Source organism: Chryseobacterium sp. UF-290, from assembly GCF_058245615.1.
In genome coordinates, this window is the sequence record NZ_JBSICB010000013.1 from 1 (window position 1) to 19799 (window position 19799).

Annotated in this window: 19 protein-coding genes; 6 read left to right on the forward strand and 13 right to left on the reverse strand. The window is 39.2% G+C overall.

Annotation, left to right across the window (positions count from 1 at the left end):
- Nucleotides 1-273 precede the first annotated feature (273 nt).
- Nucleotides 274-420, reverse strand: a complete 147-nt coding sequence (locus tag AC4IF5_RS14935) for a hypothetical protein (protein ID WP_490735838.1) — start codon at nt 418-420, stop codon at nt 274-276.
- Nucleotides 421-630: 210 nt separating this feature from the next.
- On the opposite strand from AC4IF5_RS14935, the gene AC4IF5_RS14940 reads away from it, so the two are divergent.
- Nucleotides 631-1656: an LLM class flavin-dependent oxidoreductase gene (locus AC4IF5_RS14940; RefSeq protein ID WP_490735840.1), complete on the forward strand. Its 1026-nt coding sequence runs from the start codon at nt 631-633 to the stop codon at nt 1654-1656.
- 204 nt (nt 1657-1860) lie between these two features.
- Here AC4IF5_RS14940 and AC4IF5_RS14945 read toward each other — a convergent pair whose 3' ends face one another.
- Nucleotides 1861-4896: an AAA family ATPase gene (locus AC4IF5_RS14945; RefSeq protein ID WP_490735842.1), complete on the reverse strand. Its 3036-nt coding sequence runs from the start codon at nt 4894-4896 to the stop codon at nt 1861-1863.
- 3 nt (nt 4897-4899) lie between these two features.
- Nucleotides 4900-6105, reverse strand: coding sequence for a metallophosphoesterase family protein (locus tag AC4IF5_RS14950; RefSeq protein WP_490735844.1), 1206 nt, complete (start codon nt 6103-6105; stop codon nt 4900-4902).
- 85 nt (nt 6106-6190) lie between these two features.
- On the opposite strand from AC4IF5_RS14950, the gene AC4IF5_RS14955 reads away from it, so the two are divergent.
- Nucleotides 6191-6442 carry a VF530 family protein gene (locus AC4IF5_RS14955; RefSeq protein ID WP_490735845.1) on the forward strand — a complete coding sequence of 84 codons (252 nt, stop codon included), beginning with the start codon at nt 6191-6193 and terminating at the stop codon, nt 6440-6442.
- A gap of 116 nt (nt 6443-6558) precedes the next feature.
- Nucleotides 6559-7059, forward strand: a complete 501-nt coding sequence (locus AC4IF5_RS14960) for an FKBP-type peptidyl-prolyl cis-trans isomerase (protein ID WP_490735847.1) — start codon at nt 6559-6561, stop codon at nt 7057-7059.
- Between the two features lie 98 nt (nt 7060-7157).
- Here the strand turns inward: AC4IF5_RS14960 and AC4IF5_RS14965 are convergent, their stop codons facing one another.
- From AC4IF5_RS14965 to AC4IF5_RS14975, 3 genes are all read right to left on the reverse strand, one after another.
- Complete coding sequence (locus tag AC4IF5_RS14965) at nt 7158-8216, reverse strand: hypothetical protein (protein ID WP_490735849.1); 1059 nt, start codon at nt 8214-8216, stop codon at nt 7158-7160.
- Between the two features lie 82 nt (nt 8217-8298).
- The gene (locus tag AC4IF5_RS14970) at nt 8299-8676 is read right to left on the reverse strand and encodes a YchJ family protein (RefSeq protein ID WP_490735851.1); all 378 of its coding nucleotides are present in this window, start codon (nt 8674-8676) and stop codon (nt 8299-8301) included.
- A 494-nt stretch (nt 8677-9170) separates the two neighbouring features.
- On the reverse strand, nt 9171-11312 hold the full coding sequence (locus tag AC4IF5_RS14975) for a M3 family metallopeptidase (RefSeq protein ID WP_490735853.1): 2142 nt from the start codon (nt 11310-11312) through the stop codon (nt 9171-9173).
- A gap of 258 nt (nt 11313-11570) precedes the next feature.
- Between AC4IF5_RS14975 and AC4IF5_RS14980 the strand changes: the two genes are divergently transcribed.
- Nucleotides 11571-12386, forward strand: a complete 816-nt coding sequence (locus AC4IF5_RS14980; protein ID WP_490735855.1) for a GIN domain-containing protein — start codon at nt 11571-11573, stop codon at nt 12384-12386.
- Between the two features lies 1 nt (nt 12387).
- On the opposite strand, the gene AC4IF5_RS14985 is transcribed toward AC4IF5_RS14980, so the two are convergent.
- From AC4IF5_RS14985 to AC4IF5_RS15005, 5 genes are all read right to left on the reverse strand, one after another.
- Nucleotides 12388-14280 carry a monovalent cation:proton antiporter-2 (CPA2) family protein gene (locus AC4IF5_RS14985; protein ID WP_490735857.1) on the reverse strand — a complete coding sequence of 631 codons (1893 nt, stop codon included), beginning with the start codon at nt 14278-14280 and terminating at the stop codon, nt 12388-12390.
- 3 nt (nt 14281-14283) lie between these two features.
- Nucleotides 14284-14805: an NAD(P)H-dependent oxidoreductase gene (locus AC4IF5_RS14990; protein ID WP_490735859.1), complete on the reverse strand. Its 522-nt coding sequence runs from the start codon at nt 14803-14805 to the stop codon at nt 14284-14286.
- Nucleotides 14806-15006: 201 nt separating this feature from the next.
- On the reverse strand, nt 15007-15825 hold the full coding sequence (locus AC4IF5_RS14995) for a TPM domain-containing protein (protein ID WP_490735861.1): 819 nt from the start codon (nt 15823-15825) through the stop codon (nt 15007-15009).
- Nucleotides 15806-16234, reverse strand: coding sequence for a TPM domain-containing protein (locus AC4IF5_RS15000; RefSeq protein WP_490735863.1), 429 nt, complete (start codon nt 16232-16234; stop codon nt 15806-15808). The genes AC4IF5_RS14995 and AC4IF5_RS15000 overlap by 20 nt, the downstream gene beginning before the upstream one ends.
- A 2-nt stretch (nt 16235-16236) precedes the next feature.
- A complete protein-coding gene (locus AC4IF5_RS15005; protein ID WP_490735865.1) occupies nt 16237-16842 on the reverse strand; it encodes a LemA family protein in 606 nt (201 codons plus the stop codon).
- Nucleotides 16843-16918: 76 nt separating this feature from the next.
- Here AC4IF5_RS15005 and AC4IF5_RS15010 point away from each other — a divergent pair, with 76 nt between their 5' ends.
- Together AC4IF5_RS15010 and AC4IF5_RS15015 are read left to right on the forward strand one after the other, a co-directional pair.
- Nucleotides 16919-17413 (forward strand): dihydrofolate reductase, encoded by a 495-nt coding sequence (locus AC4IF5_RS15010; protein ID WP_490735867.1) that lies wholly within the window; start codon nt 16919-16921, stop codon nt 17411-17413.
- 76 nt (nt 17414-17489) lie between these two features.
- A complete protein-coding gene (locus AC4IF5_RS15015) occupies nt 17490-18059 on the forward strand; it encodes a DUF2892 domain-containing protein (protein WP_490735869.1) in 570 nt (189 codons plus the stop codon).
- Nucleotides 18060-18263: 204 nt separating this feature from the next.
- Here AC4IF5_RS15015 and AC4IF5_RS15020 read toward each other — a convergent pair whose 3' ends face one another.
- Both AC4IF5_RS15020 and coaD read right to left on the reverse strand, forming a co-directional pair.
- Nucleotides 18264-18896, reverse strand: a complete 633-nt coding sequence (locus AC4IF5_RS15020; RefSeq protein WP_490735871.1) for a trimeric intracellular cation channel family protein — start codon at nt 18894-18896, stop codon at nt 18264-18266.
- Between the two features lie 387 nt (nt 18897-19283).
- Nucleotides 19284-19748, reverse strand: coding sequence for a pantetheine-phosphate adenylyltransferase (gene coaD / locus AC4IF5_RS15025; protein WP_002983612.1), 465 nt, complete (start codon nt 19746-19748; stop codon nt 19284-19286).
- Nucleotides 19749-19799 lie beyond the last annotated feature (51 nt).

The following is a 19799-nucleotide window of genomic DNA, read 5'->3' on the forward strand; positions in this document are numbered from 1 at the left end:
ATATTTGCAGTGGTAAAAAGAGAGGAACCTTTTGTAAATTTAATAAGATATAATTTGCACATGTCTTAGAATACACGGATCTTTTTATTCGTGCATTCGTGGCAACATAATAATAAGATAAATTTTCCCGCAGATTGCACAGATTACTCAGATGCTGATGAAAAAATCTGCGTAATCTGTGCAATCTGTGGGAGATGAAAAATAATATTTGAGAAATATACAGTGTTCAGTTTTATCGCAGATAAAATCCTTGTACCCTAAAAACATTATCAGTTACTCATAAAACTCTTTGATCACATAGCTTCCTTTGTTCAGTCGATTAAGCTCTTTCAACAGATAATACCGATGTAAAAATCCGGTCAGAACAACGATCTTCTTATTCGGATATTTTGCAGCAGTATTATAGATGTTCTGAGCCATGGTTTGATTTCTGAGATCCCAGAAACCGGACATTAATTTAAACCCGTCTCTGTAGCTGATTTTTTCACTATTAGGCTTCGTGACAAATCTGTCTGCAAATTCCTTTCTCTTTTCTGTTATTTTTAATAATCCGGAATATCTCCGATCTTAACAAACATCAATGTTTCTGATGCCGGGTTACCGTAATTTTGTGTAACTAAAATCAACAATATGGAATTAGGAATAGGAATGTTCGGTGATCTGGCTTTTGATCAGTCAACCGGAAAATATAGAGATGCGGGAGTTAAGATCCGTGAAATACTGGAGCAGGTAAAATTCATGGATGAGGTAGGAATTGATGTCTTCGCTATGGGAGAGCATCACCGTGCGGATTATGCCGTTTCCTCTCCGGAAATGGTATTGGCAGCGGCGGCAAGCATTACAAAAAATATAAAACTGGCTAGTGGAGTAACGGTTTTAAGTTCTTCGGAACCCGTAAAAGTGTATGAAGACTTTTCAACCCTGGATCTGATCTCAGACGGAAGAGCGGAAATATTCGTTGGCCGTGGAAGCTTCATAGAATCCTTTCCGCTATATGGCTATTCTCTGAATGACTATGAAGAACTTTTTGATGAAAAACTTGAACTTTTATTAAAGATCAATTCTGAAGAGAATGTCACCTGGTCAGGAAAGCTTCGTGCTCCTATGCAGAATCAGACCGTTTATCCCAGAGCAAAAAATAACGGGAAGCTTTCGATCTGGAGAGCTGTAGGAGGAACACCACAATCGGTACTGAGTGCTGCACAATTGGGAATGCCGTTAGTTGTAGCCATTATTGGGGGAATGCCGATCCAGTTTAAGAACCTGATCGAATTTTATAAGCAGGAATATCAAAAAGCAGGACATGATGTGTCTAAAATGCAGATTGCCATTCATTCGCATACTTTTGTGAGTGATGACACGGGTGTGGTAGACGGATATTTCCTGAACTACAAGTCTCAGATGGATAGGATAGGAGCTTCCAGAGGCTGGGCTCCCTATACAAAAATGCAGTATGATGGCGGAAGAAGTAAGGACGGAGCATTATTTATCGGCAGTGCGGCTGAAGTAGCGGATAAAATTGCTTATATGAAAGAAATTTTCGGGATCACAAGATTCATCGGACATATGGATGTAGGAGACCCTGCGCATGATCTGATGATGAAATCTATTGAATTATTCGGGAAAGAAGTAAAGCCTGTTATTCAGGGATTATAATTGAACCGGATAGTATTTAACCACAAAAGTCGCAAAAGTTTTTAAACGCTTTAGCTATTTTTAAGTGCTAAGATTTGTGTATAGGAAGTACACTTGAAGATTAAAGGCTTCCAATTAATGGGTACTCTATAAAGCATAATGTTCACCTTAATCTTGGCTTCAGCCTAAATTCTCTTGTGACTTTTGTAGTTTTAAAGCTTATGATCAGACAATCTCGATCAGGCTTCCTCTCTCTTCATCCTTGATAATGTTGAGTGCTGTTGGAATTTTTTCTTTCAGCTCTTCAACGTGCGATATAATTCCCACAATTCTGTTTTCCTTCATCAGGTTCGTCAGCGTTTCAAATACAATACTGACGGATTCCGTATCCTGGGTTCCAAAACCTTCATCGATAAAAAAGAAGTTTTTTTCCGCACGTGCATTCGACTGAACACTTTCTGCCAATGCCAGTGCAAGGCTCAGGGAAACCTGGAAGGACTGACCTCCGGAGAGCGTTTTGACACTTCTGCTTCTTCCTTCGTTGAGGTAGTCGATAATTTCAAAATCATTATTTTCATTCAGCTGCAGACTTAGCTGATTTCTGGTCATTCTATGGAAACGTACGTTGGCATGATCACAAAGCTGCCTTAAATAAATAGATGAAACATACTGTACAAAACCTGCTCCTTTAAAGAGGTTGATCATCACTTTCAGATTTTCTGACCGTTTCTGGAGCTTTGCGAGCTCTTTCAGAAGAGCTTCCTTCTTTATGTATTCCTTTTCCAGGCGGCCTATTTCAGCAGCTTTTGTTACTACGGAGTCACTGATCTGCTTCTGCTCGCTTTGAGCTTCAATGAATTGCTTTTCGGTCAAAGCGAACTGATCATCATTAAATGAAATACCTTCCAGCTTTGATTTCAATTCTCCGATAAATTTCTTTAAAGTTTCAAAATCAATCTTAAACTGCTGGATCTCACTTCTGTTTCGCTCAATATTGATTTCCTGCATCAGAATATTTTCAACCTCCTTAATGTCAGTGAAGTTTTGCCCCTCCAAAGCTTTGGCAATGCTGTCTTCATTTCCTGAAATCTCCTTTTCAAGCTCTGAGATCTGTTTCTCTGATTGAGTGACAATCGTTTTTTGTTCTGCCAGTCTGGGAGCAAGGATTTTTTCTTCCTGTAAAGCCTTCTGATAATTTTCTTCCGTTTCTTTATTGAATAAAACCAGCTTTTGGTAAGCTTCTTCAACTTCTGTTACTGTTTTTTGCTCATACAGGTTCCAGTGGAGTATCTTAAGACCAGAGCGGCTGGTATTGATCTGTTCCTGTTTGCTGATTTCTTTATGTTTAAAATCGTCCAGAGCGGTTTTGTACTTCTCCAGAAGCTGGATTTCTTTTTCCAGGATTTCCCGTTCCAGTGCTATATTCCGGTCAGTTTCCTCAATCTTTTTTTCTAAAGCAAAAGATTCAGAACGTCTTTTCTCAAACTCATCTTCATGATCCGGAGAAAACGGCTTCCAATTAAACTGCTGAATATGTTCCTCAATATTTTTCTGGATCTGAAGCAATGCTTTCTGCTCCGAAAGAAGCTGTTCTTCAAAGATCTTTTTCCGGTCGAGAATTTTTTCAATGTCAGCTTCCTGCTTTTGAATTTTGAGGACTTCCTGATCAATGGCCATAATATCTTCCTGTACTTCCTGCAATTCTGCATGTACATCCTGAATTTCTACAATATGCGGATGTTCCCTGGAGCCGCAAAGAGGACAGTTTTCTCCGTCATGAAGCTCACTGGCAAAACGGGAAAGCTCTTTTTGTATCTTCAGATGATCCAGTTTCCGGGAAAGCTCTTTTTTCTTTGTTTCTAATGCTTCTTTCTTGATTTTAAAGTCTTCCTTAAAATGTTCATGATAGGCAAAAGGCTTTAGATCCTCTTCAATTTCCCTGGTCTGTTTCTTAAACTTTTCAATTTTTTCAGTCTGTTCCTGCTGTGATTTTTTTAAATTTTTTTGCTGAATAAACCAGTTCCCCACCTCAGAAAGCAAAACGGAATCAAGCTTCTGCTCCTTTAATATTTTAAGGTGTTTAGAAAGCTCATCGATCTTTTTTTGAATTTTCTCCTGGTTGACGCTTACTTCCTTTACCTTCTCAGAACCTTTCTGAGTTCTTTCTCTCAGGACCTTGATCTCCTCAGAAAACGTCAGGATCTGTATGATCAGACTCATATCATTTTCCTGCATTCTGGATTGCTCCAATGCTTTAAACTGAGCTTCAAGAGCGGTGAGCTGCTCCTTTATCGTATGAAAAGCTTTTTCAGTTTGCTGCCAGGTTTTGATCTGTTGTTCTCTTTCGTTCCGTTTTGCAGTAATTTCCTTTAAAAGCTTGTTTTTCTCGGTAATCAGCGGATTGAAGAGCCTGAAAATGCGGTCATACAGATCTGTTTGAGCCTCCAGGGCGTCGAGCTTAGGCTTTTGTTCAGACAGTATCCTGAATTTCTCCTTATTCTGTTTTAAACTTTCAAAATCACTTTTTAAGTTTTTCAGCTGTTGATAAGCATTGGAGATCTTTTCCAGCCTTTCATCCGATGCTGCAAGCTTCTTTTGCTCTTCCGCTAAAAGCTCCTTCTGAGCCTGGATCTTTTCTTCATTGATCTCTTCAAAACCCTTCAGCTGTCCCTCAAGCTGGTCCAGCTCGGACCTGTTTTTTACATGGAGCGCAGAAACATTGGCCTGAAGGTCATAACGCTGCAGACTGAAGATTTCCTTCATCATATTCGTTCTTTCCGCAGCTCCCAGCTCCAGGAATTCCTTGAACTGGCCCTGTGGAATAATGATCGTCCGCTTGAAATTGGAATAGCTTAAACCTATGATGGTTTCCGCATTCGAATGATCCAAAGGAACCCATTTATTATCAATATGCTGATAAAAAGTAACATTGTTCGGCTTTACATCTTCGAATTTTTTTGAATTTCTTCTGAAATCCCTGGTAACACGATACAGCTTATTCTCATAATTGATAAAATCAAACTCGATATAAGAGCTGTTTGATTTCAGGTTCATCATGTTGTAAGCCCTTTTATCACGCATATTCAGACGTTCCGTTTCTCCGTATAAAGCAAACGAGATCGCTTCAAGAACTGATGATTTCCCGGATCCTACAGCACCAAAAATACCGAATAATCCTGCATCGGTAAGATTTTTAAAATCAATGGTCTGGCGCTCCTGATAGGAATATAGGCCTTCGATGGTTAATTGAACAGGAATCATAGCTTAGGCATTTAAAATTTCATTAAACAAATTCATCAATTCTTCATTGGCTTCCTGGCCGCCGTTTTTAGATTTAAAATAGTCTTTGAACAGCATTTCTATATTCTGATTCAGATTGATCTCATGGCTTTGCTGTTCGGTAATTTCCCTGTTTTTGACTTTTGGGATGAGGTGAACGATACCATTATGAGCCTGGTAGATCCGTCTTCTTTCGTCGGCTGTTAAAAACGTTTCGCTTTCAAGGGTCAGCTCAATAAATGTATTGGGATTTTCAGTGAGCCATTCAACAGCATTTTCAACGGATATAAATGTCTTCCTGACTAATATTCTTCCGTTTTTCAAAGGTTTTTTTTCATAGGAAACCACCTTTCCGGGTTCAGCATCAATGATCGAAACATATTTGGTCTGCCCGGCTTCACTAAAGCTGTAGCATAAGGGAGAAGATGAATAGATCACCGGTCTTTCCTTTGTTCCGATATTCTGAAAACCATGAAGATGCCCTAAAGCTGTATATTGAATCTGTTCAGGAATAGTGTCGGAAAAGATCAGATCCGCATTTCCGATCCTGGTAGGTTTCTCGCCCTCAGGTTCCTCCAGAATTTCTGCCTCTCTCTTATTCATATATAAATGAGCGGTCAGTAAGTTAATTCCCGATGGATCACAAAACTCATCCGCAAGCTCCTTCCAGGTTTGGGAAAGGACCCTGTTGATCTCTTCCTCTTTATTTTCCCCGAAATATTCTTTCAAACGGATCTCATTCGCATAAGGAGTGTGCAGGATTCTTATAGGAAAACTTATACTTCCGATCATTAATTCTATAAAGCCGGCTTTTGAGTTTGTGATTTTGAAATGTTCTGTACCGAAAGGAGCGATCTCAGCTTTGGGATGGCCTATTAAAATAATTCCACATTCCCTGGCCAGCGGATCAGGAGCGTTGATTAGATTTGGAGAGTCGTGATTTCCGGAAATAGCGATGACAGGACGTTTACCGTTCAGAGACAAGCGCTTTAATGTCTTATAAAAAAGTTCAACGGCTTCTACGCCTGGATTAAAATTATCAAAAAGATCCCCTGCAACAAGGACAAGGTCAATATCCTCTTCATCAGCAATACCCGTGATCTCTTCCATGACCAGAATTTGCTCTTCCAGCCGGGAAAAGCGGTCCAGTCGTTTTCCTAAATGCCAGTCGGCAGTATGCAGAATTTTCATATACCAAATGTAAGAAACATATGGAGAAGAGACATTGTGGATTTCCGTATAAACTTATAATAAATTAATTTTACAGAAAAAAGTAATGGAACAGCAGTCCAAAGACCCTTTACACGGAAAAAGGCTAGATGCTATCCTGGAAGAATTGGTAGCATACTACGAAGGCTTTGAGAAACTGGGAGAGCAGATCAATATAAAATGTTTTACAGACAATCCGAGCATCAGTTCTTCACTGAAGTTTTTAAGGAAAACCCCATGGGCAAGAACTAAAGTTGAAAGCTTATATCTCTTTGTGCAAAGGCAGAAAAAACGGGACGAAAGAAAGCCCGGAAAATAACAAAGCGGTATATTGCCCTAAGATTTTTCTTTTAGCACTTTTCCTCTGACAATCATTTCAAAAACAGTATATTTGTGCCATTAATCGTGAAACAGCTCACGAAAAAAAAGAAAAATATGACAATTGAAAACAACCATGTTGTAGCTGTAAGGTACATACTTCACACAATCGAAGAAGATGGAAGTAAGATTCTTGTAGAAGAGACAACAGCAGAAAATCCACTTACATTTTTGTACGGTGTGGGAATGATGATTCCAAAGTTCGAACAAAATATCCTTGGTCTGAAAGCAGGCGATAAAGCAGCTTTTACGATCCAACCGGAAGAAGCTTACGGTGAAAGACAACCGGATGCTATTGCACAATTGCCGATTGAGATGTTTAAAGAATCCGGAACTCCTCCGGTTGGAGCTATTTTACCTTTGTCTGATAATCAGGGAAATAATTTTCAGGCATTCGTGGTAGAGGTAACTCCGGAAGTTGTAGTGGCAGATCTTAACCATCCAATGGCCGGGAAAGTTTTGGATTTCCAGGTGGAAGTTTTAAACACGCGTCCTGCGACAGAAGAAGAACTGGCACATGGTCATGCTCACGGAATTGACGGAACAGAAGGCCATTAAAAAATATAAATGTCCGGTTTTGTGGGACATTTTTGTAATATCAGTTACATTTTAAAACAAAAAAGAATCAACCGCAGTTAATACTGCGGTTGATTTGTTTAAATGCTTTTATCGGTAAGTTCTATTTTCAGATATTCTGTTTTATGAGCCGGATCCGTTGTGTTGGTATTCAGGTGATTGGCTTTAAAATAAAGTGTTTTTGAAGTCACCCAGATCAACGATCTGGAGTCAGCAACTTTGAAATTTGTAAAGTTAATATACAGCAGGTTTTCAAAGCTGTCCGTTTGTGGATTATAGTGGGTCAGGGTAAAATCTGAACCGACATCACTATTCGGGTTGATACAGGCAATAAGCTTCAGCGTTGTATTGATGGCCGGATAGCCTGTAAAAGCTGTTCCTTCATCCTGTTTGGAAGAACGGTAAGCCGTATAATACTGATCATTGTTGTAATTGTTCTCTCCCATAAAGAATTCTCTTTGGGTAACATGGGAAAAACCTATATACTGGTTGGAATATTCCGCTTCTTCATCTACTTCCTTTTGATTGATCTTTAAGAAGTTCAGGCTCCACGCTTTTCCATCAAAATGAACATTCGGATTGTGGGATATCCTCTCATTCAGGCTTTCGCTTTGTGCCTGCAGGTAAGATGCTTCATCAATTATGCTTATCACCGCATAAGTGCTGGATGTCTTGGTTTTAAAATCATCAATACCTTTCACCGTAGAACTTCTGATTTCATTTATGTCGGTTCCCTGCAGAGAGAGCTGGGAATCTTTGGTAAATTCTTTCTTTGAAACATAAGCGGTGATTGTCCTGTTAGGCTGATACGCTATTGTATAGTGAATTTCAAAAAAATCATTCAGGTCATTAAATCCGTAATAATTATTCAGCTTGTCATTTTTGATCTTTAAGACTTTAGCATCTGCTTTCGGCTCTGTATAAAACGATACGGAATCTATCCTGGAGTAGACTTCAAAAGGAACATCATGGATATTCTCCACTTGCTGTGCTTCTTTAAAATCGCTGATCTCCGCTTTCTGGTTCAGGATCTTCTGTTGAGTGGAATCTTTTTTGATTTCCACCGGTGACGATGCGGCTTCCTTTTTACAGCTTACTGTAAGCGAAATCAGGCTGATACCTGCTAATATCTTTTTCATACTATATTTTGTAGTAGGTTATGAAAAACTGAAACTGCAAAGCAGAAACAGCATTGTGTAAATAAAGCTCTTCTTCATATGATTAGTCTAAAAATTCACCTGAAACATAATACCAGCGTTCATGCATTTTCTGAAAAACCGAAAATTCGTGATGGATCTGCGGGTGACCGTCCTGATCTGTATAATAAGCTTTAAACTCTACATGATTTAAAGCGGGAGTCTGAATGATTTCCAGCTTTGTCCACTGGTTGATCTCACCCCATTCCTGAAGGTCTGCCTTATTATGGAATTTCCGTTTTCCGGGAAGTGTAGTTTCCATCAAATACTCTCCGTTCGGAATGGCAAAAGCCGAGAACCGGGAACGCATCAGTGCTTCGGCGGTAGGAGCATGTTTTTCTCCGGTATGATAAGGCTTACAGCAGTTTTCATAGGTTTTTCCTGAACAACAGGGACAATCCATCTTTTTTATTTAAAATTTAATGCCACAAAAATAGTAAATATCAATAGAAACGGGCTTTAGCCTATTTAAAAAATTAATAAATAACCTCAGTTCGGGATAGGGCACTTTGCTTGAAAATAAGATTGGGAAGCTGGAGGCTGGAAGAAAGAAGTTATTGAGGTTTAAAAAGAGCTGAAAATCAATTTCATTCATGTTTTAAGAAGTACTTCATCAAGCTTTACAATAACTACCAGAAATTATTTGTCCAATATTAACTTCCAGCTTCCCTCTTCCAGCTTCCTGACTTAAACCTTTGTTTCTTATCCCGAACTCAGGTTAAATAAATCCTTCGGCTTCAGCCGTAACATACAAGAGATTGCATTTCATTGTTGCTTCTTGCTTCTTGAGCAGATCTTGCATATGTTTGATATAAAATAATCTGCGTAATCACTTTAATCTGTGTGAAAAATAAAGGATAAAAAAGAAGCACTCTTTAAAGAATGCTTCCTGTTGTTTTATTTAATAAACCCTCTGTTTCTTAATAAAGGTTTGATGTCCGGATCATGTCCTGTGAAATCTCTGAATGCCTGGTTAAGGTCTACAGAGTTCCCTACAGAAAGAATATGCTTTCTGAAACGGTCACCATTTTCTCTGGTTAATCCACCATTGTTTTTGATCCATTCCCATGCATCATTATCCAATGTTTCAGACCATAGATACGCATAATATCCTGCTGAATATCCACCGCCCCAGATGTGGGCGAAATAAGGAGTGTGATATCTTGGTGGAACTGTTGCCAAAGTGAATCCGTGGTTAGTCAGTGATTGCTTTTCAAAATCCAGGACAGGAATAAGCTGGCTATCATTGGTTACTGTATGCCAGTCCATATCCAGGGCTGCAGCAGAAACCAACTCAGAGGTCATATAACCCTGATTGAAAGTAGCCGCCTTTTTGATTTTCTCTACCAAAGCTTGCGGAATAGGCTGCTTTGTCTCATAATGAACAGCATAGTTCTTCAGAACAACAGGATCTAAAGCCCAATGCTCGTTGATCTGAGATGGAAACTCCACAAAGTCTCTCGGTACGTTGGTTCCTGAAAGAGAGGGGTATTTCTGGCTTGCAAACATTCCGTGGATAGAGTGGCCAAATTCATGGAAGATCGTTGAAACATCATCATAGCTGATTAATGAAGGTTTTCCCGGCGCCGGTTTCTGATAATTATAGCAGTTGACAATCACAGGCTTTGTGCCCATAAGATAAGACTGCTCAACGAAATTACTCATCCATGCTCCTCCGTTTTTGGAATCTCTGGTGTAGAAATCCAGATAATAGATAGCGATAGACTTTCCATCGTGATCGAAAACTTCATAAGTAACTACATCAGGATGATAAACCGGCAGATCTGTTCTTTTTTTGAATGTCAGCCCGTAGAATTTTTCGGCAGCAAAGAAAACGCCTTTTTCCAGAACTGTTGTGATTTCAAAATAAGGTTTTATTTCGCTTTCATCAAGGTCATATTTGGCCTTCCTTACCTGCTCAGCATAGAAATTCCAGTCCCACGGCTCTACTTTGAAGCCTCCTTTCTGCTGATCGATGAGATCCTGGATATCTTTTGCTTCACGTCTGGCTGTTTCCACTGCCGGAGTTGCTATCTGATTCATCAGCTTTATAGCGGCTTCAGGTGTTTTTGCCATCTGATCCTGAAGTTTCCATTCTGCGAAATTCTTTTTACCTAATATCTGAGCTTTCTTTAGTCTGAGCTTAGCCAGCTTTTCAATGGTTTCTCTCGTATCGTTGGCATCTCCCTTCTCAGCTCTTGTCCATGAAGCTTTGAAAAGCTTTTCTCTGGTAGCTCTGTTCTTTAGATTTTGTAAAAGAGGCTGTTGTGTCGTATTTTGTAAGGCCAGAAGGTATTTTCCAGGTTGCCCGGCTGTTTTGGCATCAGCTGCGGCGGCCGCAATTTCATCCGCCGATAGGCCGTCCAGTTCTTTTGCATCAGAAAAGAAAACTCCTCCCTGCTTTCTTGCTTCCAGCAATTTATTCGCATATTGGGTGGAAAGAGAAGCCAGTTCCTGATTGATCTGCTTCAGTTTTTCTTTATCAGCTGCAGAAAGATTGGCGCCTGCAATTTCAAAGTTTTGTTTATAAAACTGAACAAGCCTTTTACTTTCAGGATCAAGTCCGTCTTCTGTGATGGACTGTATTCTTTTATAAAGATTTTCATTCAGGTACATCTTATCGGAATGAGCTGCAAAAATAGGAGCATATTCTTCATCCAAAGCCTGTAATGTAGGATTGGTGTTTGCACTGGTAAGATTAGAGAATACAATTTGCGCTCTTCTCAATACCTCACCACTTTTTTCCAATGCGACGATCGTATTTTCAAAAGTAGGTGCAGCCGGGTTATTGGCAATTTTTACAATTTCAGCTTCATGTTGCTTTAAACCAAAATCAAAGGCAGGCTTGAAATGCTCATTTTTGATTTTGTCAAATTCCGGAGCTTCGTACTGAAGCTTGCTCTTCTTCATAAAAGGATTTGAAGATAAGGATGGATCAGGGGCAGGAAGCTCCTGTTGAGTATCGGTCTGTTTCATTGTAGTACAAGATTGGTTGAACGCCAAGGCAGAAATTAATAATACCGATGAAATTTTCTTCATAAATATAGTTGTTATTAAAGCATAAAGATATTAAAAACTTGCATCATGGAGCGCACTTTGGCTGATGTATTTAATAAAACGAACAGATATGCACTTTCTTTGGATTTTGCCTATCATGATCAATAGATATACTGAAATTATTTTTAAAGCTGGTATTGTATACAATCTTAGTATTTTCGTAAGGAATGTAATATTTTTCATACATTAGTTGTCATTTAAATAAGATATCAAAAAAAATAATCGATAAAAGAAATAAATATGAAAACAAGGAGCCTTTTTATTCTTTCAGCCTTAGTGGTATTGGCCTCATGTAATGAAAGACATGAGAAAAAGAACAGAGAAAAAAGAAGTTGGGTAGAGAAAGTGGTGACTACAGACAGTGGCCCGATACAGCATAAAGAATTCAGTGGGGATTTTGATGAGATCAAGGTTTCCCAGGCTATAGAAGCTGAAATCATAAAGTCGGAAACAGAGAAAGTTGAAATTTCTGCCCCTCAGAATATCATTAATGAAATTCTTGTGGATAATGAAGGCGGAAAGCTGCATATTCATTATAAACCGGGCATCAGAGTGATGAATATTCACAAAGTTACCGCAAAGATCTATGCGAAAGACTTTAAGAAGCTCCTTGCCGATTCAGCTGCAAAAATTGAAGTAAAAGATAAATTTACCCAAGAAAAAACAGATATCGAAGTTTCAAGTGCAGGAAGTATTTCCGGAGACCTGGAAGCCAATGACATGGATATCAACATAAGCAGCAGCAGTAACTTCAGCGGGAAAATCTGGGCTGTGAATCTTGATATTGAATCTTCATCAGGATCCTCTCTGGATATCTCAGGAAAAGCCAAACATGCAGATATCAGTGCTTCTTCAGGCAGCAGTATTTCAGCCCGAGACGTTATTGCAGATAATGTGGAAGCTGATGCTTCAAGCGGAGCAAGCGTTCATATCAGTGCTGTTTCTTCTGTCAGGGCAGGAGCCTCTTCCGGCGGAAGCGTTAATATTACTAAAAAAGGTGAGCTCAAAAGCGTCAGCAAAGAAGAAAGCAGCGGCGGAAGTGTAAGCATCCAATAAATCAATCCTGGGATTCTTCTTCATCTTCCTCTTCGCCATCGGTGGATAAAGAACCTTCCCAATTCCGGTTATCAAAATTAAGATTATCATAAGCCAATAGCTCCTCCTCACGCTGGAGGAGCTCTTTTGTTGTAAACAAAGCAATATCATCGTCCTCTTTCAGTTTGGCCAGCTTTCTGATCGAATCTTTATCAATAGCCATGAACCGCTGCCCCAGACGTCTTGCTGCATACTTTCTCATTCCGGTTTCATGAAGGAGATCAATGGCCATGTCAACAGCTGTTCCCAGGGTTTCACGATAGATATGATTGATCCCATTGTTGAGGTAATTATAGGCATCTATTCTGTTTTTGGCCCTTACAAAAATTTTCACATCAGGATAATGTTCACGGACGAGTTCTGCAATAAACTTATTATCGTTCGGGTCATCCAGACATAACACCAGAATTTCAGCATCTTCAATGCCTGCCGCCCTTAGAATCGGAATTCTGGTAGCATCACCATAATATACTTTAAAACCATAGCTTCTCAGCAGCTTTACACGGTCTGAATCTCTGTCCAAAACCGTGGCTGATATTTTATTGGCTTTTAAAAGACGTCCCACAGTACTTCCGAAATGCCCGAATCCTACGATGATGATTTTCTTCTGGATCACATCACTGCCAAGAATATTAAAGTCATGGTCCTCTTCAGGAATCTCTTTGATGAATTTCGGAGTGATAAACCGGTCGTTAATGATCAGAAGAATCGGAGTGATGCACATTGTAATAGCGGTTACAGCCATCAATTGTGCGTTCAGTTCCGGACTTAGAAGATAAAGATCCGAAGCATAGTTGATCAATACAAAAGCAAATTCTCCTACCTGCGAAAGAGCAAAGGCATAAAAAAAGCTCTGTGGCGTATCTATTCTGAAAAACTTTCCGATAGCATACAGAACAATGAATTTGACCAGCAGCACTGCAAAAACAGTACTGAATATAAATAAAGGATCATCCTGAATGATATTGAAATTGATCGTTGAGCCTACACTGACAAAAAATACGGCCAGAAGCAATCCTTTAAACGGGTCGATCTGAGCTTCCAGCTCATGCCGGAACTCACTGTTGGCCAGCATTACTCCTGCGAGAAAGGCTCCCAGTGCAGGAGAAAGGCCGATAACGACCATTAGTTCAGAAACGCCAATGACCAGAAACAGAGAAGAGGCTGTCAACAGCTCTGTCATTCCTGATTTTGAAACATAGCGCAAAAAAGGAACAAATACATATCTTCCCAGTAAGATTAACAGTACTACTCCCAGGATCACGGTGCTCGCCTGAAGCCATTCAGGAAGCTTCTGGATCAGGATCTGAATTTCATTATCATGGTGCTTCGCTTTATAGTTGGCAACAATAGGGAGAATAGCCAGAATGGGAATGACCGAAATATCCTGAAACAGCAATGTTGAGAATGAGGCTTCTCCTGCTGTGGTTTTAAAGCTGTTTTTTTCCTGTAATGTTTGCAGAACAATAGCCGTAGAGGATAAGGCAAAGCACATGGCAACGGCAAATGCCTTATCGATCCGCCATCCTACACTGATAAATACCACAAAGAGTAAAAAAATGGTGAGAAGCATTTGAGAGAGCCCCAGTCCCATTATTTTCTTCCGCATTTCCCAGAACTTCCTGGGCTCAAGCTCTAAACCTACCAGAAATAAAAGCATAATGACCCCAAACTCACTGGCATGCATAATGTCACCTACATTATTCCCTGTAAGTCTGAGTACATAAGGACCTATAATGATCCCTCCTAAAATGTAGCCGATCACAGAACTCAATCCAAGTTTTCTGGCCAATGGAACCATAATAATGGCTACCCCCAGAAAAATTAATGTGTTCATCGCTAAGCTGGATTCCATATGCTATTGATTGAGTAGTTCTGCAAATTCCTTTTTATGTAAAATAATTTCTTTTTTAGAAAGCTTATTAGCCTCGTATACGATCTTGATGTGCTTGATGTCTGCTTTGAAAACCCTTAAAGAAACGATCAGTCCGCTGATCAGCTCATCGATCGTATACTGATAGGTGCCGGTTTTACTGAAAGATCTCTCTTTTCCTCCGGTCGTTATAAGAATGTAAACTTCCTTTCCCTCCAATGGATTGTATTCTTCTTCTTTAAGCCAATCCCTGTCAAAAACTTCATCGATCCATAATCTGAGAAGGGGAGGCATTCCGAACCATATCAATGGAAACTGGAAAACGAAGCGGTCGTAGTTCTTAAGACGTTTTCTTTCCCTGAAAGCGGCAATATGAAAATCAGGATATTCTTCATAAAGGTCTCTTAAGGTATAATGCTGGTGACGAACGTAGAAATTGATGAGCTCTACGTTCGAGTTGGAGTGCTCCAGATAGGGGTGTGCAAATACTACCAGTGTCTTCTTCATAATCAATCCTGTTTTCAGTAAATATAATAAAAAAATATTGAATAAAAGGTGGGTTTTATGCTGGTTTATTAATTTTTTAATATGTAAAATTCAATTTGATGTTAAGAAAAATCAAAGAATTGATGTTATTATAGCTTTTTAAATAAAAAATCAGGCCATTAAGGCCTGATCTATTGGTATATGTCAAGATTGCTTATTAGGTTACCATCCTCCGGAAGCACCACCACCTCCAAAACTTCCGCCACCGCCGAAGCCTCCAAATCCGCCGCCACCGCCGCCGGAACTTCCACCACCGAAGCCGCCTCCTCCAAAACCACCAGGGAATGGGAAGAAGCCACCGGGATAATTTCTACGTCCTCTGCGTGTGATGATCACATCATCATCGTCATCATAATTTCCGCCACCACGTCCACCGCCTCTGTTGCCAAAGAGAATGGCAATAATGATGAAAATAACAAAAGCAATGATAAGTACTTTTAATGCACTTCCGTCACCGGAAGGTGCCGTAGTGGGAGCAGGCTTGAATTTCCCCTGCACAGCTTCCATAATGGCTGAGGTTCCACCGTTGATCCCTTCATACCAAAGCCCTTTTTTGAAATTTGGAGTTACAATATAGTCCAGGATCTGTCCGGCAACTGACGCTGTAAGATACTGTTCAACTGCCCGTCCCTGCTGAATAGACATTGTTCTGTCTTCTGTAGCAATCAGGAAAACAACGCCATTGTCTACTCCTTTTTTTCCGATCTTCCATTTCTGACCGAACATGGTTGCCAGAAAGTTGACATCTTCGCCCTTCGTAGACCTGATGATCACTACTTCAATTTCCGTTGAGGTAGAATCGGCAAATTTGATCAGCTTATTATTAAGGGCATCTTTTTCCTGTTGAGAAAGAAGTCCGGCTTCATCAAAAACAGGATAGAGAACTGCAGGTTTTTCGGGAATGGTGTACTGTGCTGATACAAAAGTGTAAAAGCAGATCAGCAGAAATGAAAATACTATTTTAAGAGAACGTAATTTCATTCGGGAGTTGGTTTGGGTTTTCACCTTCTACAGGGAAATATTTTTTGAGTTCAAGGCCGGTTTCCAGAATGGCACTTTTCAATGCCTGATAATAATTTCCTTTGGCAAATTCAGCAGTAATATAGTCATGCAGATGATCCCAGTAAGATTGGTGTACTTTAGCATGAATCCCGACATCGCCAATGATGGTCAGGTATTTTTGTTCAAAATTGACATGAAAGAGCACAGCATTCCTATCAGCAGTTTTGTCCATACAGAGTTCTTTGAAAACTTCAAATGCGGTCTTTGCATCACGGCTTTCCGTATTAGAGTCGATATGAACTCTGATCTCACCTGTAGAATGGTCTTCTGCTGACCGAATCGCTTCCACAAGGGAAGCGATCTGTTGATTTGTAAGGTAATTACCCATTATTATTTGAATACTTCAGGGGCCTTCTGAGCTCCTGCTTCAGCTTTGAAATAAGGTTTTTCTTTAAAATTGGTAAAATTCGCCAAAATATTGTTTGGGAATGTTTTAATAGAGGTGTTGTAGTCCTTGGCAGCATCATTATAATAAACAGTTTCTGTTCTGATACTGTTTTCAATTGCTGTATACTCTCTTTGGAAGTTGATATACTGCTGGTCTGCTTTTAAGTTAGGATACGACTCCACTACAGCCATCAACCGGCTTAATGCTCCGGATAATTCACCCTGTGCAGCCTGGAATTTTGCAATATCAGCATCTGTCATATTGGTAGGATCAATGTTGATGGAAGTTGCTTTAGAACGCGCTTCAACAACTTGTGTCAGGGTTTCCTGCTCAAATTTTGAATACGATTTTACCGTTCTTTCCAGGTTAGGAATAAGATTCGCTCTTTTCTGATATACGGTTTCTACGTTAGACCATTTTGAATTCACTGTCTGCTCTTTGTCTACAAAGCTGTTATATCCGCTTTTTCCCCAGAAGAAGAGAACAGCAACAATAATAAGGAGGGCAATACCAATAGTTCCGGCGCCCAGACATCCTTTATTTTTCATAGTTTATTTTTTTTAAATTTTTTGTGCTAATCAAATATACAAATTATGTGCTAATTTTGTAGAAAATTATATTTGAATGACAACAATAGTGGTGGCAATGGGAGAGAAGAATGAGATTGGTTTTGAAAACCAATTGCTTTGGCATCTTCCTAAAGATTTAAAACATTTTAAAGAGATTACTTCAGGACATCCGGTGATCATGGGAAGAAAAACATACGAGAGTATCGGAAAACCGCTTCCTAACCGTACGAATATTGTTGTTTCAAGAAAGAAAGACTGGTTTGAAGAGGGAATCCTTATTGTAGGAAGCCTGAAAGAAGCGGTAAAGTTTGCTAAAAAGATCGATGAAGAAGTTTTTATTATCGGCGGCGGAAACATTTACGAGCAAACTATGGATATTGTGGACAGACTTGAAGTTACTTTGGTGAAGGCAGACCTTAAGGCCGATACGTTTTTTCCAAAAATAGATGAAAAGATCTGGAAAAAAACGAACGAGATCTGTCATGAAAAAGATGAGAAAAACGGTTACGATTTCTGTTTCCAAACGTTTGAAAGAATTAAGAGCGAATAGTTATTAGGAATTCTAGCCTCTAACTTCTAGCTTCTAACCTCTAATTTATTTATCTTTGCACTTCTAAAATTTAATAATGAATAAGTACATAAAAATTGCAGTAGCAGCATTTCTTATCCTACTAGGACTTTATCTGATGATTTTCACAAGAAATCTTGGTTGGGGTATTGTGATTTTTCTTTTGGCTGCATTTCCGATCCTGCTTTTCTTTAAAAATGAATATATTCTTTTGGCATTCTGGCAATTGAGAAAACAGAATATGGAAAAAGCCGTAGGATGGCTGACAAAAATAACAGACTACCAGACACAGCTTCACAAATCTCAATACGGATATTTTCACTATCTCCTTGGATTGACACAGGCTCAGGATCATCCGACTAAAGTGGAACCATTGATGAAAAAAGCATTGGAATATGGCTTGAATATGAAGCATGACAGAGCTATGGCTACTTTAAATCTTGCCGCGGCAGCTATTTCCAAAGGAAGAAAACAGGAAGGACAGAAGCTACTGGAAGAAGCAAAAAGATTAGACAGCGCAGGAATGATGACCGATCAGATCAAAATGATGAAAGACCAGCTGAAAATGCCATCTATGCAGAAGCATATGCATAATCCCAATATGAGACAGAGAGGGAAATTCTTCTAAGAAAGAAAAATATAAGAGTTAAAGGCACCCGGCATTGGGTGCTTTTTTTATATCTGTAATAACCTGAGTTTGGGATTTTAAGTTGGATAGGGAAGCTGGAGGTTGGGAGAAGGAAGTTCTTGAGGTCCGGAAAACATCTGAAAATCAATTGTATTCATCTTCATTTCCAAGCTCAGGCTAAAATAATTTTGATCATTACAGCATCTACATTTCTGAGTTCTGATCATATCCATAAAATTTAGGGATCTGCCAATGGTATTTTACAGCCAGAGTTCTGATAGCGACAATCAGCAAAATGGTAAAGATCTGCACAAAAGTATAGGATAGCGGAGTATATTGAGTCATCAGTAAAAATGCCGCACCTCCTACTATACACGCTGTTGCATAGATCTCCTTTCTGAAAATCAAAGGAATTCTGTTGAGCAATATATCCCGTATGATCCCTCCGAAACATCCTGTTATCGTACCCAATGCAATACAGATCATAGGGTGGATGCCGGCATTCAATCCTTTCTGAACTCCGATAATGGTAAACAATCCAAGTCCGAAACTGTCAAAAATAAACAGGGTGACTTTAAAGTTTTTTTCAAGGGATTTGAATACCATGGAAAAGATACTGGTAGCCAGGATCAGACCGCACATCAGAAGATCATGCATCCAGAATACAGGAATATCGAGCAGGAGATCCCTTACAGTTCCTCCTCCCACAGAAGTTACAAAGGCAATAATAAGTACCCCGAACGGATCAAGGCGCTTCTGCATCGCTGCAAAACTTCCCGACATGGAAAACGCAATAGTTCCAAGGACTTCTATGGCAAAATTGAACTGTTCGTGCATATATTATAAGTGATGAGTAATGTGCAATGAGTAATAAAAATTATGCCATTTAAATTTGAGATCGTTTAAACTTATATGAGGTCATAACTTTTACAGGTTCTTCACATTCTGCTTTTAAATGTAAAATTTTTTCAGGACTTACATATTCTAATTCTTCAATAATTTCAAGTCAAAGTTGAGTTTTATCAATTTCTTCAACATTTTGCAAATTTCTCTTTTTCAGATCTTGCTCTGGACACAGAAATTGTCAATCAAATAATTTGCTTTCCTATTATTGAAATATCGTCTGAATATGATAATGACGAAAGTGCTCTAATGATAAAAGAGTTTTTGGTCCGTTCCCGAAATCTGCTCTGTCAAATCACTTATTACTCATCACTTATGTATTTATCTTTCTACTCTCACAGACTCCGGAACCAATAGTTCGTATTCACCTCCGTGATTAATAATCTCTCTTACAATGCTGCTGCTAATGAAAGATTTTCCGGATGAAGTTAGTAAAAATACGGTTTCTAATTTTTTATGGGCCAAAGTTCTGTTGGTGTGGGCGATTGCTTTTTCAAATTCGAAATCGGCAGGATTTCTCAGCCCTCTGATGATATACTGGGCGTTTTTTTCAAAGCAATAATCAACGGTAAGTCCTTCAAAATAATCTACTTCTACGTTGGGAAATTCCGCTACCGAGTTTTGGATGAATTCCATTCTCTTTTCCAGAGGAAACATGTATTTCTTTTGGGAATTCTGCCCGATAGCAATAATTAATTTATCAAATAGCGGAGCCGCTCTTTCTATAATATCGTAATGTCCTAGAGTAATCGGGTCAAACGACCCCGGGAAAACAGCAATTTTCATGTTGTACGAGTTATGATTTTGAATTAAGAATTATGAGTTATGAGCTATGTA